Raw genomic sequence first — 17,641 nt, 5'->3', positions numbered from 1 at the left:
GGGCGATTAAGCGATAGGTATAGTAATAGTTAAACTAGTTCTATAATTATATTAGTGTGCAATACGATTTAATTATTGTTGGTGGTGGTGCTGCTGGCTTTTTTACGGCTATTAATGTAGCAGAGAACAATCCAGAGTTAAAAATAGCTATTCTTGAGCGTGGTAAAGAAGTTTTGTCTAAAGTGCGTATATCTGGAGGGGGAAGATGTAATGTTACTCATGCAGAATTTATTCCAAATGAGTTAAGTAAAAACTATCCCCGAGGAGAAAAAGAACTCAAAGGGCCTTTTCACACCTTTATGACTGGTGATGTTATGGAGTGGTTTGACCGTAGAGGAGTAGCGCTTAAAATAGAAGAAGATGGTAGAGTATTTCCTGTTTCTGATTCTTCTGAAACGATTATCAACTGCTTTTTGTCGACCGTAAAACAATTAGGAGTAGAAATTTTGAAAAATCATATTGTTAAAGATTTCTATCAAAAAGATAGAGGGTGGATTATACAGACTAATCAGGCAAATTTTGTTACCAAAAAGTTGATGATCGCAACAGGTAGTAATCCAAAAATATGGAAGCAATTACAAAAACTAGAGCATCAAACGATAGAAGCAGTACCTTCTTTATTTACTTTTAACATCAAAGATTCCAGAATTACGAACTTATCAGGAGTGGTAACTAATGCTACCGTAAGGGTAAAACAATCCAAATTATCCAGTGAAGGAGCTTTATTAATTACACATTGGGGAATGAGTGGTCCCGCAATTCTTAAATTATCTGCATGGGGAGCAGTAGAACTGAATGCGAAACAGTATGATTTTGAGATTGTAATCAATTGGCTTTATGAATATTCACAACATGAAGTTTTTGAAGAACTAAAAGCGCTCAAAGAACAATATGCAAAGCAACAAATGTATAAGTATGCTCAATTTGGGTTACCAAAAAGATTGTGGCAAAGTTTGGTTTTGGCCTCAGGAATAAAAAATGATATGCGTTGGGCAGACACAAATAAAACACAGTTAAAACTCTTATCTGATCAGCTTACTCAAGGAGTGTTTGCAGTAAAAGGAAAAAGTACATTTAAAGAAGAATTTGTAACAGCAGGAGGGGTTGATCTTAAAGAAATTGACTTTAAAACTTTTCAAAGTAAAAAACACAAAAACCTATATTTTGCTGGAGAAGTATTGAATATTGATGCTATAACAGGAGGATTTAATTTTCAGAATGCTTGGACAGGAGCATATATTGCTGCACAAGCAATAGTTTCTGATTTTTAACCCACTTTATGCAATAGAACTTTGTTACAAGGTGGTGTTGAAGTGAAATAAATACGAGAGCTTTATTCATTTTTCATATAGCACCGATATGGAGAAATCAAAAAAACACAGTAAAGTGATTGTATTTGCAGTAGTTTTAATGTGTAATAGACTTAATTTGCAAAGTATATCTAAAATTATTGACCTATGACAACCTATATCGCTCTGCTTAGAGGAGTTAATGTAAGTGGCCAGAAAACGATAAAAATGGCAGACCTTAGAGTAAAGCTAGAAAAATTAGGGTTTACATCGGTTAAAACATATATCCAAAGTGGAAATATCATTTTCCAATATAAAATCAATGATATAATTGCCTTGCAAGATTTGATTAAAAAAGAAATCATAGACCAATTTGGGTATGATGTGCCAGTATTAGTACTTACTGCTGAAATGTTATTGTCTATTTATAAAAACAACCCCTTTATAGAACGGCTTAAGAGCGGAGAAATAGAAGAAAAAAAGATGTTTTTCACAGTATTACAAGAGACCCCAGATATTGTAGTTGTAAAAGAATTGATGTCAAATTCTTATGAAGAAGAGTACGTGATTATTGATAGAACAGTGTATTTATTTGCAGTGAATGGATATGGAAAAAGTAAGCTAAATAATAACTTTTTTGAAAGAAAACTACAATCTATTGCTACTACTAGGAATTTAAGAACAGTAAATAAACTTCTGAAATTAAGTAATTTAGTGTAGAGAATGAAACGGTTTTAATAGTGATTGTGCGTGATTTTTTGTATCTTAATAAGGTATAACCAATACCCCCCGTTACTATGAAGAAAATTACATGTATTATTACTTTGATGTTTTTATTGAGTAATGTCTTCTTGGCAAAGGCATTTAATGAAAGCGATCCTGTAAAAAAATTACTGGTGGATTATATTAATAAAATGAACGCATTAACTCAAGGAACTCAAAAGGAAGATGTTATGAGTTTGTTTGATGATAAATATAGTGGAAACACTGTTTATGTTAATCTATCAGGTGCTTTAGTAAGGAAAACTTATGTGAAAAAAGATATTTCTTCTCAATTAGATGATATTATCGATGACAATAATTATAGGTTTAAATTAACCTTAGATAAAATTGTTTTTCAAAGTCAAAAGGAAAGAGCAGGAACTATTTCTGCCGTAATTAATTTTGAATCTTTTGTGGATAAGAAATTGGCTGAAAAAGGAACCATGCTTATGGATCTTGTTGCTATTAGAGTTAATGGAGGATGGAAAATTGTGCAAAATAATATGGTTCGGGTTTCTGAGGCTAAAGATATAGGTGAGTGTGTCTGTTATGTTTATGAGAAAGGAATTACAAAATTTGTTGCCGAAGTATATTTTCCTTCAGGATTGGAATATAGTCAGGAACTAAATGCTTTTCAGGTTATAACCAAAGATAAAAAACGTATTATTAAATCTGATAATAAAGAATATTATTGGAATGATGATACTGGAAAAATTAGTTTTAAAGGAGGAGTTATTGGGCAAACGAGTAGTTCGCGAAAAGCTATAGAATATGTGTTAAAGCATTTATATAAAGATTCTTGTGTGAATATTGTATTTAATTAGATATATGCAAGTTGAATAAATCTTGTTTCATATAATTTTTATTCAACTTGCTATTTCTTAATTAAGATAGAAATAAGGTATACGTTTAAGGAGTTTTTTTATGAGATCAGATGATGGTTTGATCTTTTAAGAAACCTCTCCATGAAATTTCAATTGCTTGATTAATATGTTTTTCTTGTAGTTTAACCTGTTCATTTTCATGAATCTTTACCAAGGATACCACATTTCCAAAAAATAATTCCTCCATAACAAGGGTGTTGTATGATTTGAACACCTTTTGTTTTATACCTGTTTTAAAATAGTTTTCTATTTCTTGATAATAAAGGCGTGCTCTATCTTTTAGATTTTGTGGGATCTCTGGAGAACGAGCAATTTGTTCAGAAAATATAAATGCAAGAGGGTTGTTGACGAAGTAATAAAAAAGATTAAGCCACATTACAGTAAATTGTTTCTTGATATCGTTCTCAGGGATATTACGCATAACTACAGTTCCAAAATCCTGAGTAAGCATCAAATAAAGTTCTGTGATAATCTCTTCTTTGTTCTTAAAATGGTGATAAACAGTTCCATTTGCTACACCCGATTCTTTTATGATTTGAGAAAGAGAAGTAGCATTGATTCCTTGTTTAGTTATTAGTTCTAGAGTAGTCTGTAAGACTATTGCTTTTTTACTCATAAAAAAATCATATTCCTTATTCCTGTGTTTAATTTAGTTGCCATATACCAAAGTTTAATGCAGCCGCAAAAGCGACCCATAGAATATAAGGGATAAGTAGGTAAGCAGCGGTTGAGTTTACTACGGTAAACCATTTTATAGTAAACAATAACAAGATAAATAGGGCTATTATATCTAGTAATGCTATTAATGGGCTTTGTAATCCAAAGAAAAAAATGGACCACGCAGCATTGAGTAACAATTGAAACCCAAAATGATATAACGCAGTTTTTACCCATTTATGATAAAAGCCTTTGCTCCAGACAATACCAGCCGCAATACCCATCATAATATAGAGTATAATCCATGTAGGGCCAAAAATCCAATCAGGGGGAGAAAAAGAAGGTTTTTCTAATGAAGCATACCACGTATCAACAGAACTTCGTGTAGCAATACTACTTAAAAACCCAATCAACCCACATACCAATACCGAAATGCCAATACGAAATAATCTTTTTTTCATTGAAATAAGTTAGTATAGCACTAAAATAGCAATTTATTTTTACTACCAATGTGCTTAAAAGACACTATACACTTATCTTTGTCAAAAATCATTACATATTATGATAGATTACCCAGAGTTTGCTTCTATGGTGCAATCAAAATTACCAGATGAAGGAATAATAAGTTGTACCTCTCCCAGTAATATTGCTTTGGTAAAATATTGGGGTAAACGACCTGTGCAATTACCAGAAAATGCATCTGTTAGTTTTACGTTGGATCAATGTAAAACTGAAACTAGTATATCATATAAAAAAAGAGATACAGTAGGAGAAGATTTTGACTTTGAGTTGTTTTTTGAAGGAAAATCTAAGCCAGATTTTAAGCCCAAAATTCAAATTTTTTTTCAGAGAGTAGAAAAATACCTTCCCTTCTTAAAACATTATAGATTTGTTATAAAAACAAGCAATACATTTCCACATAGTAGTGGGATTGCATCTTCTGCCAGTGGTATGAGTGCATTAGCATATTGTTTGATGCAATTAGAAAGAAAGATACATTCAGAAATTACAGACTCAGAACTTCTTCAGAAAACTTCATTTTTGGCACGTCTGGGCTCTGGTAGTGCATGTAGAAGTATAGAAGGACCTGTAACTGTTTGGGGAGCACATGCAGATATTAATGGTAGTAGTGATGCTTATGCAATACCTTTTCCGTTTGAGATTCATCAAAATTTTAAAAATTATCAAGACACAATACTGTTAATAGATAAAGGAGAAAAACAAGTAAGTAGCACTGTAGGACATGATCTAATGCATGGCCATCCTTTTGCAAAAGAACGTTTTGAGCAAGCCTCAAAACATATATCTAAACTCAAAGAAATATTAATTTCTGGAGATATGGATGCATTTATTCAAATAGTAGAAAGTGAAGCATTGACATTGCATGCAATGATGATGACTTCTCTACCTTATTTTATTCTGATGAAACCTAATACATTATCTGCAATTCATAAAATATGGAAATATCGTGGAACTGCAGGATCCAAAATTTGTTTTACGTTGGATGCAGGAGCAAATGTTCATGTTTTATACCCTGAATCAGAAAAAAAACAAGTTTTAGAATTCATTACTAATGAGTTAGTTGTGTATTGTCAGAATGGGCAGTATATTTGTGACAAAATAGGATTGGGAGCAAAAATAGTGTAACTTTATCCTAAGTAAGGAGACAAATTGAGATATAATTTATTGAAAATATAATGAAAGGACCGTTATTTTATTCTAAAATACTGTTGTTTGGGGAATATGGTATTATTAAAGATTCTAAAGGGCTTTCTATACCCTATAACTTTTTTAAAGGAGCGTTAAAGGTATCAGAAAACCCAACTGCCAGTGCAATAGAATCCAATAAGAATCTTAAGAATTTTGCAACATATCTTGAAGAAATTCAAGGTAAAGGTATCGTAGATTTTGATTTCAAAAAACTGCATCAGGATATTGATTCAGGGATGTATTTTGATAGTAGTATCCCGCAAGGATATGGTGTAGGTAGTAGCGGAGCACTAGTAGCAGCTATTTACGATAAATATGCAGCAGATAAAATAACTGTGCTAGAAAACCTTACTAGAGACAAGTTACTCAGGCTTAAAGAAATATTTGGGTTGATGGAGTCTTTTTTTCATGGTAAAAGTTCTGGTCTGGATCCATTAAACAGTTATCTTAGTTTACCTATTCTCATTCATTCTAAAGATGATATTGAACCAGCAGGAATCCCGTCACAAAGTGTAGAAAATAAAAAAGGAGCAGTCTTCTTGTTAGATAGCGGTATTGTAGGAGAAACAGCACCTATGGTTAATATTTTTATGGAAAGTATGAAGCAAGAAGGTTTTCGCAGTATGCTCAAAAACCAATTTGTAAAATATACAGACGCTTGTGTAGATGATTTCTTAAAAGGAGATGTTAAATCGTTATTTTCTAATATAAAAGAGCTTTCTCATGTAGTATTAGATAATTTTAAGCCTATGATTCCTAGACAATTTCATGATTTATGGAAACATGGGATAGAAACCAATGATTATTATCTTAAGCTATGTGGCTCTGGAGGCGGAGGTTATATATTAGGATTTACACAAGATTTTGATAAAGCGCAAGCTTCACTTAAGGATTATAAGCTAGAAGTAGTTTACAATTTTTAAAAGCATTGTTCTATGCTTAGCAGAAAAAACAAACTCATTCTTCTCAAGTTATTGAGCTTATTTTCTGTAGTAAGAGGATATAATATACTTATTATAGTTCTCGCGCAATATCTTACCTCGATATTTATATTAGCACCTCACATCAAGTTAAGAAATGTTATTCTTGATCCCAATCTGTTTGTTATCGTTTTGGCAACATCGGGAGTGATTGCAGCAGGGTATATCATTAATAACTTTTATGATAGAGAAAAAGATTTAATCAATAGGCCTCAAAAAACAATGTTGGATCGTTTGGTAAGTCAACGTACCAAATTAACAGTCTATTTTGTTCTTAATTTTCTTTCGGTAGTATGTGCTAGTTATGTGTCGTTTAGAGCAGTAGTCTTTTTTTCGTTATACATCTTTGGGATTTGGTTCTATTCTCATAAACTTAAAAAATTTCCAATTATTGGTAATATTGTAGCTTCATTATTAGCGATAACCCCATTTTTTGCTGTTTTCATATATTACAAAAATTTTGATGAGGTTATTTTTGTACATGCTACATTTCTTTTTTTAATACTTGTAGTGAGAGAAATGGTCAAAGACCTAGGAAATTTAAGAGGAGATATTGCTCAGGATTATAAGACACTTCCCGTTGTTTATGGAGAATTAATCTCTAAAAGAATAGTAAGTATATTGCTTTTGATCTCTTGTTTTCCTGTTTATTTATTACTTACCCGATATGAGATAGGATATATGTATCTGTATTTCTATATATGTATCTTTTTATTTTTTGCTTTTTTGTTTGGCTTATGGAGGTCCAAGGGAAGAATACACTACGTATGGCTGCATAACATTCTTAAAACTATAATTGTATTAGGAACATTAAGTATTATTTTGATAGATATTACGCTAGTTCTAGATAGGGTTATGTAATAAAAAAAGCAGCTGTATGATGATGCATACAACTGCCTTGTCTGATTATAAAAAAGAATGAACTTTATAAAGATTTATAGGTTTTTAGGATTTTTAAAGAAATTTTAAAAATTCTGTTTTCTATGTCACTTACATTTGAGTTGATCTTTTTGTAGTTTAATCGGGATTTTATATAGCTTTCTACAGTATCATCTTCGGATCCAGATTCAACAGAGAGCACTACGATTTCACTCTTGTCATTCAAAATGAATTCAATATTAGCCTTAATCTCTTCTTGTTCTAAGCTAATTTCAGGGTTTTTCAGAAGAGTTTCAATTTGATTTCTCAATAACTTTTCTGAGTTTACTGAGGTGGTATCTGAAGCAAAGAGCTGCGTTGACCCTAGTAATAGCGCTACGAATAAAACGGTTAACTTTCTCATTTTTGTGGTTTTAAATTACGTTAATAAATATTTAGTTTTAGTTGTGATACTATTTTGTAACAAATGTAGAGTTGAATACTCTATATTTTGTTAGTATTTGTTTTATTAGAATGTATTAAAATGATTATGAATAAGTTAAAAAGGAATGTTTTAACATAAATTAAACTTTACAGAATAAATACTTTTTATATGTTTATTTTTTATAAAATGATAAGTAATTAGTCACTGAATGTATATTCCTTAATATTTGTATCATAATACTATCGATTTCTCAATTTTTAATACTATTTAAAATTAATTAAAGGTTAAATACAGTCTTTGTTTTTAGTTTGTTTAGAAGACTGCAAGGTACTGTAAATCAATACATTAAATGTTAATTATTTATTAATCATATGTTGTAGATATCTTAAAGTTATGCATCGTAAAAAATAAAATTACCTACCAATACATTATTGTTATGAAACACGATTTTCTTACCGTTGCTTTGGCACAAATTTTATCTGTTTGGCTTGATAAATTGGCAACAATCACCAAGATTGAAAAAGCTATTATTGAAGCAGGTTCAAAAAAAGCAGAATTAATTGTTTTTGGAGAAACTCTTTTGCCAGGATATCCTTTTTGGATATCACTTACCGATGGAGCCCAATTTGATAATAAAGTACAAAAAGAAATTCATGCTCATTATGCTCAAAATGCAATTGCTATAGAAAGAGGAGATTTAGAAAGTATCTGTAGATTGGCTGCCAAATATAATATAGCGGTTTATTTGGGAATTATTGAACGACCATTGGATAGAGGAGGGCATAGTCTATATGCATCTTTGGTGTATATTGATCAGATGGGAAAAATAAAATCTGTACACCGCAAATTACAACCTACTTATGAGGAACGATTAACGTGGTCACCAAGAGATGGGAATGGGCTGGTAGTTCATACTCTAAAAGCATTTTAAATTGCTGGGGAAATTGGATGCCATTACCAAGGGCAGCACTATATGGTCAGGGAGAAAATTTGCATATAGCCGTTTGGCCAGGGAGTGATTATAATACAAAAGATATAACTCGATTTATTGCCAGAGAATCTAGATCTTATGTGATTTCGGTTTCTAGTTTGATGAAAAAAGAAGATTTTCCTGAAGGAACTCCACATTTAGATAAAATTTTAGAAAAAACTCCTGATATTTTGAGTAATGGAGGTTCTTGTATAGCAGGGCCAGATGGAGAATGGATATTAGAACCAGTAGTACATAAAGAAGGATTACTTATCCAAACACTAGATTTTAATAGAGTTTTGCAGGAGTGTCAGAATTTTGATCCAGTAGGGCATTATTCAAGACCAGATGTAACTCAATTACATGTGGATAGAGAAAGACAAAGTACTGTTAGGTTTACTGAAGAATAGTTGTTGTATCTATACATTAAACGATTATCTTTGCACAAAATTTAAGATATGAGTCGTGGAGATAATTCCTCAAAAGGAAAAAGTAGAGGAAAGCAAGATGGAAAATCAAAAGGGAAACCATATGGGCGTACTAATACCTCTAAAAAAAAGAGTAGTACATCTCCTATGAAAATTTCTAATTCTGATGAGATAAGACTTAATAAGTTTGTGGCTAATTCTGGTGTTTGCTCTAGAAGAGAAGCCGATTTATACATACAAACAGGTAGTGTTTGGGTAAATGGAAAACCCATTACAGAAATGGGATATAAGGTAAAACTTACTGATGAAGTTAAATTTGACGGTCGGGTGATTACTCCTCATAAAAAAGAATATGTTCTTCTTAATAAACCCAAAGGATTTGTAACCACAACAAGTCCAGAAAAAACCAGAACTGTTATGGATTTGGTAGCAAATGCTTCTAAGTCTGTATTAAAACCAATAGGAAGACTGGAACGTAATACTACAGGATTATTATTGTTTACAAATGATGTAGATTTAGAAAAAAAATTAACTCATCATAAAAGTGGAGTTCGTAAAATATTTCATGTTGAGCTAGAACGAAATTTAAAATTTGAAGACTTTCAGAAAATAGAGAAAGGGATCAAATTAGAAGAAGGTTTTATTAATGTAGATGAAATTTCTTATATAGAAGGAGCTTCAAAAAATGAGATAGGGATTCAGTTACAATCCTCAAAGAATGGAATTATTCATAAGCTTTTTGATCACCTTAATTATAGCGTAGTCAAACTAGACAGAGTGATTTTTGCAGGATTAACCAAAAAAGATTTACCCCGTGGACATTGGAGGATACTTACAGAACAGGAAGTTATTAATTTGAAGAATTTATAAAACAATAAAAGCTAATAAAAAAGAGTTCAAAATTATTAATAATTTTGAACTCTTTTTTATTAAATATTCTATTTTACAATGGAGTTATAGTTTCAACCCTAGGAATTGGCCTTATATGTCCATTTCTATCAGTGGCTGTCTCTGAATCGATAATAAGGTTACCGTTTGAAATTAGATACATTGCTGCAACCGTTGGAGAGGCAAGTGATGTACCGCTGTCATGAGAGACAGTTCCATCCGCTCGTAAAGAAGGCAAATTAACACCTGGAGACCAATAGTCAATTACTCTTCCATACATAGATGAATTCCATACGTTATTATTATTATCAATGGCACCAACAATATATAATTGATCATTAGGACCACTAAAATGAGACTCTGAATATGGGGTTGCGTCAAGGTCAACACCAGTATTACCAGCCGCTACAAATCCAGGAGCAATATTAGATAATGCTCTTAACGCATTTTCAAAAAGTGCTACTTGATCTCTGAATACAGAATTAAGTAATGCTTGCCTACTTGCAGTAGGTCCTGCACTCATATTCCAAACTTCTCCTGGTTGTATTCTACCTCCTACATAATCTAAAGCACCTGCAAGACCAGCAAGATCCTGACCACCTCCAACAGTACGGATAGAAACTACAGTTGCTCCCGCAGCGATACCTAAAATACCTGTTGCGTTGTTTTTTGCAGCGGCAATAGATGCTACTTGAGTTCCGTGGTTTGAGCCATTGGCTTGCCATGCATCAGGACCTAAGTCGGGACTGAAATTTCTACTGTTTATCCTGTCTATGTTGAACTCTTCTCTGTTATCTGCGATACCTGTATCAAGAATCCAAATCTTTTTTCCTGTTCCATCACCATAACCTACTCTGCTTGCTCCCCAAGGAATAATTTGTCCATTAGGGGCAATACTATCATTTATCATTTTTTGTGAATGACCTACAATTGGGGTTGCTTCAAGTTCAAATTTTGAATTTTGGACAACACTTTTTACAATAGGATCTTTCTTTAACGTATTGATGGTTTCTTGAGATACCCCACTTATGAGAATACCTTTAAAAATAGTAGTGTATTCTCTAGAGATTTGCGCTTCGGTAATGCCATATTTTTCTAGAATAGAGATAGACTCTTGAGCAACAGCCTTACTTTTAATAGTAGCATCTTTAAAAACAACAATATACTCTTTTGGAATAAGGTTTTGCTCATGATCTATTTGTTGAAAATCTTCAACAGATTCATCTTCATCTTTATTACATGAAGTTGTTACTACTAAAGCGACAGTGAGAAGCGATCCAAAAATCAAACTTCTTTTTTTAAATTTTAAATGATTCATTAATCGTGTAATTTGAGTTAATAATATTGCAAAGCTATAGAGTTGCATTAATAAAATTGATGTCAGAAAACAAGATTAACGATTAATTGTGTCTTTGTTAATTATGTAATACAATGGTAATTTGGCTATAAAGTATTGAGAAAGAGGTGTTTTTTGTTGGTTTTTTTGTGAACTTGACAAAAAAAATGAAAATTTTAACTGGTTAGCTTTTAACTGTATTTTATGTTAAGGCTATGATAAAAATAGCAGTTATTATTTAATGATTGATTTAGTTATGACATTTTTAAAAATGGATAAAACGAAAGAAGCCCATTTTCTAAATATGAAAATAGGCTTCATAAAATATTTTAAGCAATGTATTATTAAGGGTTAGGCACAATAATCTGAGGTATCAACATCATAATGATGATATATTTTTTATGTCAGTGTTTTTTACGGACCTCCAAGATTGGAATGGGATTACCGAGAAAGATAAAGCAATAATAAGAAAACAATTTCCATAATTACATACCACTTAAAAACCACAAAAACCACTTGTAGATCGCTATAAGTGGTTTTTTAATATTCTTCAAGTAGCAGTTTTAACTCATCATAATACTGTTTGGTGATATAGATGCCATTATGCCCAGCACCTTTGATCATAATGCGTTTAATTTTATCAGGATATAAAGTTAGTAGCCGTTTTGAGTTTTCCTCAGGCTTAATCAAAAAGTCGTGAGTACCATGAAAAATACGGATTGGGCATGTGGTTTCTTCTAGAAACTTATAAGAAGGAATTTTGTAATTGATAAGCATTTTGGGTATCGGTATGATACTGCAAATAAGTTCGTCCCAGGCATAATATGGGGCTTCAAGAATTAATAGTTTAGGTTTGTTTTTTGAAGCCGTATATGAGGCGATTCCACTACCTATAGAAAATCCTAAAACAATAATACTTTTTTCATCATATCTAGTTTTTAGATAATTGTATACTTTTTGTGCATCATTGTATAGTTCAGATTCCTTTTTATAAAAACTATCACTTTTTCCATACCCTCTGTAGTCTACAAATAAAATATCATATTTATTATTAGTATACAGTGAAGCTCGCTTACCCCACTCATGGATTGCACCAGCATTACCATGAAAATATAAAATAACACCTTTACTGGGGGTAGTGGCTTTAAAAAGTAATGCGTTTAAAGAAACTTCTTTTTCTACAACAATATTGATTTCTTCAAAAGGTTGATCAAAAGAATAGATGTAGTTTTTATCCAGAATTTTGGGATTAAAGAAAAAACGTTCTTGTTGTATGTATAGAAAAATATATCCTGTGACAATCAAGATGCCAATAAATATGGCAAACCGAAGTAACCTACGTCCTATTTTTTTATAATTAATTATCAAAATGTGCGCTATCTCTTGAACTGTTTTGATGAACAGTTGGGCGGGTACTCTGAAATTTTTTGAAAATCTCTATACTCAATACACCAAATACAAAAAGGTACTCCAGTGCTACCATCCATAAATTCTCTTTAAAGTCAGGATGAAGGTAAGCTGTATAACTAAAAATAACAACAAAAGACCAAACAATAGGGAACTTGTATCGTGTAAAGATGCAAAGAGATAGTGGAACTGAAATATACCAAGGGTGTACGGTTGTTGATAGAAAATAATAAGAACATATACCTAATAGCATACCAGTAATCAATTGTGGAGTATTTTGATTATTTCTTAAAAAGGTTAAGGTTAGAAGCAATAAGATAACTATCAAAGGTAAAATCTTACCTGCAGTTTCAATAATATTCCACCCTACAATTTGATACCCGATCCAGCGAATGATAAAATAAATACTAGCATTAAACTCAAAAGACTGAAACCAAAGAGCAATAGTCTTACTATAATTGGCTAAAAATTCTGTGGAGAGAAAAGGTAGGAATACAATAAAAAAAGTACTAATAACAATACTGTAAAACCCGATCAATTTAAGTAACCCCAAAACTTTATCAGAGATCTTACTACTATTCTGTGTAGCCAAAACAAATTTTTGAAAAAATAAGGGCAAAAATAATAGCGGAATTAATTTTACTGAGACAGAAAGAGCTAGTATTACCGCAGCCCAATACCAATATCCTTTTTGTAAAAGATATAAGGACCAAATAATAAAGAATATCATGACCGTTTCAAAATGAAGGTTACCTGTGAGTTCTATAATAATAAAGGGATTCAGAATGTACCAGAAGATTCTTTTTTCAGGAAGGTTAAAAGATTGTAGTAATTTTCTTCCGAAGAAAAATATACCAATATCAGCTAGAATAATAAGAATTCTTAATATGATAACCGAACCAAGAATACTTTTGCCAGCAAATAAAGCGGCAATAAGATAACAGAGTTGACTTATAGGGGGATAATTGGTGTAATGACTCCCATTAAGTTCTCCCATGCCATTATATAATTCTTGAGCTTGCGCAATAGGAGTGTTGCCTTGAGTGATCCAAGTTTCGGGTAAGGATAAATAAGGGTTAAATCCTTCTAGAAACATACGGCCATCCCATATAAACCGATAAAAATCTTGAGATAAGTTGGGGATAGCAAACAAAAATACAACTCGAAACAATAGACTAGTAGTGATAAGTAATTTCCAATCACTAGAATTGAGCTGGATAATCTTATACGAAATAAAAAACAATGCAGACCACAGCCCTATCATTTTTATAAAATCGGTATGCTCTAATTGATACGCAAAACTCCCGTAAAAAAGTAGACTGGTAACAATAAGAAAAATAGAAAATCTCTTATGTTTCCATTGCGAGAACATTATAGTTTAGAGGTTACAGATTTAAAGAAAACAAAACCAAATCCTAGAAATAACATAATATGAAATAAAAACAATCCAAAATCTTGCAACTTAAAAGCACTGTATAAGGCAAAACCAAAATACCCCATTAGTAAGGCTTCAATGATAGTATTTCCAGATATATTTTTATTTACATACTTATTTCCTTTCCATGAATCTTTAAGGGTGTTAATATTAAATTTTGGAGTTCTTACAAATTCACTTTTCTTTCCGAAATGTCCTTCTAGAACTGCCATAGAATTATGTACAGAGAACCCCATTGCAATAGAGAAAAAAGTAAAAAATAGTTTTATATATTCCATAAAATTCCAAAACCCTTTTCCATGAATCTTTTTAAATGTAAACCAATAGCAGCAGAAGAATATCACTGTACTCGATGCAAAAAATGCAATTACATTAAAATACCAACTAAATAATGGGTTATTATTCTTGATATACATAACAGGAACACTCAAGATAGCTACTAGTAGTACCAATAAAAACATGCTACTATTGAGTAGGTGAAAAAAACTATGAAACTTAGTCTTAAGAGGCACTGTCTTATCTCTAAGTAATTTCCAATATAATTTCTGAAAATTTTCTGCGGCTCCTTTATTCCATCTAAATTGTTGAGATCTCGCAGCACTAATGACCACAGGTAATTCTGCGGGAGTTTCTACTTCCTCAAGGTATTTAAATTTCCATTTTTTTAGCTGTGCTCTATAGCTCAAGTCTAGATCCTCGGTTAGTGTATCACCTTGCCAGTTTCCTGCATCTTCAATACACGTTTTTCTCCAAACACCAGCAGTACCATTAAAATTAATAAAATGGTTTTTATAATTTCGTCCTACCTGTTCCATAGTAAAATGAAAATCCAATGCAAAAGCCTGAATTTTGGTGAGCATTGAGTAGTCTCTATTGATATGACCCCATCTTGTTTGTACGACTCCAATATTTTGCTCTTTAAAATATGGGATCGTTTGTAATAACCAATTTTTACCAGGTAAGAAATCAGCATCAAAAATGGCTATAAATTCACCTTTGGCAATTTTGAGTCCTTCTTTTAGGGCGCCTGCCTTAAAACCAGTACGATCATCGCGGCAGATATGCTTTATATCTAACCCTTCCTGTTGTAATCGCTCAATATGGGCTTTTGTAGTCACAACAGATTCATCTGTAGAATCATCGAGGACTTGTATTTCTAGTTTATCTTTAGGATACTCAAGTTCTGCAATATTATCCAATAAGCGATCCATTACATATAATTCATTAAATACAGGTAGTTGTATTGTAACGTATGGGATTTCTTCTGAGATAGAAAAATCAAATGTAGGAGAATCATCTGATTGCTTTCTAGACTTCAAATAGTTTAAAAGCAAATTCAGTTGTGCCAAGCTGTACATAAATATGATCAGTAGGGCAAGTGTGTAGGTTATGATGATAGCAATATCCATTACGTAAAGCTATATTTAAAAATCCAACTTAAAATCTTAACGCCAGCAAATATAGCACCTTTTATGGTTCCTGAAACTTTTGAGACACCAATTCTCTTTTTGTAATGCACAGGTACTTCAGTATAACTATAGTGTTTCTTTAATGCTTTTAATTGCATTTCTACGGTCCAACCGTAGGTTTTATCCACCATTTTTAGTGCTAGTAGCTTATCGTATTTTATAGCCCTAAAAGGGCCAAGGTCTGTGAAATTTGCATTAAAAAAAAGTTTCATTAAGCTTGTAGCAAGCCAGTTTCCAAAAATTTGAGGAAATGTCATAGAGCCTGATTCTCGTAATCGTTTTACTCTTGAACCTATTACCAAATCGATATCTCGCTCTAAAATAGGAGCAACAAGATGTGTGAGTTCGGCAGGATAGTCGCTATAGTCACCATCTAGAAATACGACAATATCAGGTTTGATATCTTTTGAAGCAATATATTCCATACCTTTTAAACAGGCATATCCATATCCTCTGCGTTCTTCTTTTAGTACTGTAGCACCTGCTTGATTAGCAACATTTTCTGTTTGATCGGTAGAATTATTACTTACAACAATAATCTCAGAAACCAGATTTGGGATTTCTTTGATTACATGAGCAATAGAACCCTCTTCATTATAGGCGGGTATAATAACGTTTATGATGGGAGGCATTTATAAGGAAGCATTAGGGTTGTCTCTTTTAAAACTAAAAATATCGGTCCATTCACCAGTTTTTTTATCATTGATATACCGTTCAGCTTTAAAAAGAGTATTGTTTTTATATAATAGAGAATATCCTTCTCTTTTGTTGTTTTTGTATTGATATTTTTGAATTATTTGGGTTGCAATATCGTAAATAATCCACCATTTTTCGGCTTTATCATTTACAAAATGTCCTTCTTTCAGTAATTTACTGTTTTCAGAATAAAAATGCCAGTATCCATTTTTTTTATTTTGATTGAAATGTCCTTGCTTAGAAACTTTTCCGTTTGGATAATAAAAATGCCAAAAATCTACTTTTACATTTCCTGACTTCCATCCCTCTGCTTTAATAGTACCATTAGCATAGTATTCATAGTGATATTCTTTTTTAGAAATGGTTTGGTTTTTTCCAAAAGAAAACAATAAAAGTAAGATGCATATTTTTTGAATCATAATGGTAGTATCGTTTGCGGTTCATTAGACGAAAACTATTTTAGAAACTAACAGCTTTTTTACTTTTGAGAGTGACCAAATTACTACAGAAGGATAATAGATTAGGTATAAGAATAGAATTTAAAACAGTTACAGCCTACTTTAAAAATTAAAAATAATTCTGTGCAAAAATACTTGTTTTTAGTTTTTGTTAAAGCACAGTAAAACAGTTTGTTATAGTGTAAAAAAGCTGTGTGAATCCTAGTTTTTATGGGGTAATTGTAGATATATTAAGTGGTTAACGTAACCAATATTTAGATGGGTTTTGTACCTTTAATTATATAATACCCAGTGCAATATCTATAACCAAAAATAAATATTAAATTGGACTATAGGCTTCTGAAAAGCCTATAAAAATTAAATAAAAACTCTTATAAACCTTAAATTTAGAATTATGAAAAACTTTGTTTTTTATTAGCTATATTCTATAATACGACTTAACTAGTTATCTTTGTTTTAAAACAAGTGCAAATGGTACCAGAATCTTTCACAGAATTTTTCAAAAGCCTAGATGAATTGGGTCGTGAGACCGTAATTAGGGAGCTATTATCTATGGTCGATCCTTCAGAGCCTGACTTGTATACTGTTCATTCCGAGGTGCAACAAAGCCAGTCACTACATTGCCCTAATTGTCAAGACATCAATATCCGTGCAAATGGCAAGGCTAATGGTGTGCAACGTTATTTTTGTAAATCGTGCAAGAAGTATTTTAGGGAAACTACAGGTAAAGTTACTTTTGGTTTAAAAAAGGGGAACTTGCTTAGTGTTTATTTGTACCATATGCTATTAGGCAATTCGATAAAGAAATGTGCTGAACAGACAGGTATCTGTCTCCAAACTTCATTTGACTGGCGGCATAAGATATTAAGTGCCTTTGAAGGGGCTGTTCCTAATGGTTTTGAAGGTATTGTAGAGAGTGATGATATTTTCTTTCTTGAATCTGGCAAAGGAAACAGGGAATTACCTAGA

Annotated in this window: 16 protein-coding genes and 2 pseudogenes; 9 read left to right on the top strand and 9 right to left on the bottom strand. The window is 31.9% G+C overall.

Features of this window, described 5'->3' with window-relative positions:
- The first annotated feature begins 56 nt into the window (after positions 1-56).
- The 3 genes from CVD18_RS10440 to CVD18_RS10430 all read left to right on the top strand — a co-directional run bounded on the left by CVD18_RS10440 (position 57) and on the right by CVD18_RS10430 (position 2,875).
- The gene (locus CVD18_RS10440) at positions 57-1,271 is read left to right on the top strand and encodes an NAD(P)/FAD-dependent oxidoreductase (protein ID WP_103865387.1); all 1,215 of its coding nucleotides are present in this window, start codon (positions 57-59) and stop codon (positions 1,269-1,271) included.
- A 186-nt stretch (positions 1,272-1,457) separates the two neighbouring features.
- Positions 1,458-2,009 carry a DUF1697 domain-containing protein gene (locus CVD18_RS10435; RefSeq protein WP_103865386.1) on the top strand — a complete coding sequence of 184 codons (552 nt, stop codon included), beginning with the start codon at positions 1,458-1,460 and terminating at the stop codon, positions 2,007-2,009.
- Between the two features lie 77 nt (positions 2,010-2,086).
- Positions 2,087-2,875: a hypothetical protein gene (locus tag CVD18_RS10430; RefSeq protein ID WP_103865385.1), complete on the top strand. Its 789-nt coding sequence runs from the start codon at positions 2,087-2,089 to the stop codon at positions 2,873-2,875.
- A gap of 106 nt (positions 2,876-2,981) precedes the next feature.
- On the opposite strand, the gene CVD18_RS10425 is transcribed toward CVD18_RS10430, so the two are convergent.
- A complete protein-coding gene (locus tag CVD18_RS10425) occupies positions 2,982-3,551 on the bottom strand; it encodes a TetR/AcrR family transcriptional regulator (RefSeq protein WP_103865384.1) in 570 nt (189 codons plus the stop codon).
- A gap of 28 nt (positions 3,552-3,579) precedes the next feature.
- Positions 3,580-4,053, bottom strand: a complete 474-nt coding sequence (locus CVD18_RS10420) for a TspO/MBR family protein (protein ID WP_103865383.1) — start codon at positions 4,051-4,053, stop codon at positions 3,580-3,582.
- A gap of 100 nt (positions 4,054-4,153) precedes the next feature.
- On the opposite strand from CVD18_RS10420, the gene CVD18_RS10415 reads away from it, so the two are divergent.
- Genes CVD18_RS10415 through CVD18_RS10405 form a run of 3 tightly spaced genes read left to right on the top strand, consistent with a single transcriptional unit; the run spans position 4,154 to position 7,143 of the window.
- Positions 4,154-5,239: a diphosphomevalonate/mevalonate 3,5-bisphosphate decarboxylase family protein gene (locus CVD18_RS10415; RefSeq protein WP_233194523.1), complete on the top strand. Its 1,086-nt coding sequence runs from the start codon at positions 4,154-4,156 to the stop codon at positions 5,237-5,239.
- Positions 5,240-5,289: 50 nt separating this feature from the next.
- Positions 5,290-6,225, top strand: a complete 936-nt coding sequence (locus CVD18_RS10410) for a mevalonate kinase (RefSeq protein WP_103865382.1) — start codon at positions 5,290-5,292, stop codon at positions 6,223-6,225.
- 12 nt (positions 6,226-6,237) lie between these two features.
- A complete protein-coding gene (locus tag CVD18_RS10405) occupies positions 6,238-7,143 on the top strand; it encodes a geranylgeranylglycerol-phosphate geranylgeranyltransferase (RefSeq protein WP_103865381.1) in 906 nt (301 codons plus the stop codon).
- A gap of 64 nt (positions 7,144-7,207) precedes the next feature.
- Here CVD18_RS10405 and CVD18_RS10400 read toward each other — a convergent pair whose 3' ends face one another.
- Positions 7,208-7,564 (bottom strand): hypothetical protein, encoded by a 357-nt coding sequence (locus CVD18_RS10400; protein ID WP_103865380.1) that lies wholly within the window; start codon positions 7,562-7,564, stop codon positions 7,208-7,210.
- Positions 7,565-8,021: 457 nt separating this feature from the next.
- Here CVD18_RS10400 and CVD18_RS10395 point away from each other — a divergent pair.
- Together CVD18_RS10395 and CVD18_RS10390 are read left to right on the top strand one after the other, a co-directional pair.
- Positions 8,022-8,965 (top strand): annotated as a pseudogene (locus CVD18_RS10395) (carbon-nitrogen hydrolase family protein).
- Between the two features lie 48 nt (positions 8,966-9,013).
- Positions 9,014-9,853 (top strand): pseudouridine synthase, encoded by an 840-nt coding sequence (locus CVD18_RS10390; protein ID WP_103865379.1) that lies wholly within the window; start codon positions 9,014-9,016, stop codon positions 9,851-9,853.
- A 73-nt stretch (positions 9,854-9,926) separates the two neighbouring features.
- On the opposite strand, the gene CVD18_RS10385 is transcribed toward CVD18_RS10390, so the two are convergent.
- From CVD18_RS10385 to CVD18_RS10360, 6 genes are all read right to left on the bottom strand, one after another.
- Positions 9,927-11,189, bottom strand: coding sequence for a S8 family serine peptidase (locus CVD18_RS10385; RefSeq protein ID WP_158250427.1), 1,263 nt, complete (start codon positions 11,187-11,189; stop codon positions 9,927-9,929).
- Between the two features lie 558 nt (positions 11,190-11,747).
- Positions 11,748-12,575 (bottom strand): alpha/beta hydrolase, encoded by an 828-nt coding sequence (locus CVD18_RS10380; RefSeq protein ID WP_103865377.1) that lies wholly within the window; start codon positions 12,573-12,575, stop codon positions 11,748-11,750.
- Positions 12,565-13,986: a mannosyltransferase gene (locus CVD18_RS10375; protein WP_233194522.1), complete on the bottom strand. Its 1,422-nt coding sequence runs from the start codon at positions 13,984-13,986 to the stop codon at positions 12,565-12,567. The genes CVD18_RS10380 and CVD18_RS10375 overlap by 11 nt, the downstream gene beginning before the upstream one ends.
- The gene (locus tag CVD18_RS10370) at positions 13,986-15,458 is read right to left on the bottom strand and encodes a cellulose synthase family protein (RefSeq protein WP_103865376.1); all 1,473 of its coding nucleotides are present in this window, start codon (positions 15,456-15,458) and stop codon (positions 13,986-13,988) included. The genes CVD18_RS10375 and CVD18_RS10370 overlap by 1 nt, the downstream gene beginning before the upstream one ends.
- On the bottom strand, positions 15,458-16,150 hold the full coding sequence (locus CVD18_RS10365; RefSeq protein WP_103865375.1) for a glycosyltransferase family 2 protein: 693 nt from the start codon (positions 16,148-16,150) through the stop codon (positions 15,458-15,460). Before CVD18_RS10365 ends, CVD18_RS10370 begins: the two co-directional genes overlap by 1 nt.
- Positions 16,151-16,633, bottom strand: coding sequence for a toxin-antitoxin system YwqK family antitoxin (locus CVD18_RS10360; protein ID WP_103865374.1), 483 nt, complete (start codon positions 16,631-16,633; stop codon positions 16,151-16,153).
- A 510-nt stretch (positions 16,634-17,143) separates the two neighbouring features.
- Here CVD18_RS10360 and CVD18_RS10355 point away from each other — a divergent pair.
- A pseudogene (locus CVD18_RS10355) lies at positions 17,144-17,641 on the top strand (hypothetical protein); the annotation flags it as partial.

Source organism: Aquimarina sp. I32.4 (assembly GCF_002924285.1).
In the GTDB taxonomy this organism is placed as follows: domain Bacteria; phylum Bacteroidota; class Bacteroidia; order Flavobacteriales; family Flavobacteriaceae; genus Aquimarina.
Note: the sequence above shows the minus strand (reverse complement) of the source record. Positions and strands in the feature narration are given on the sequence as shown.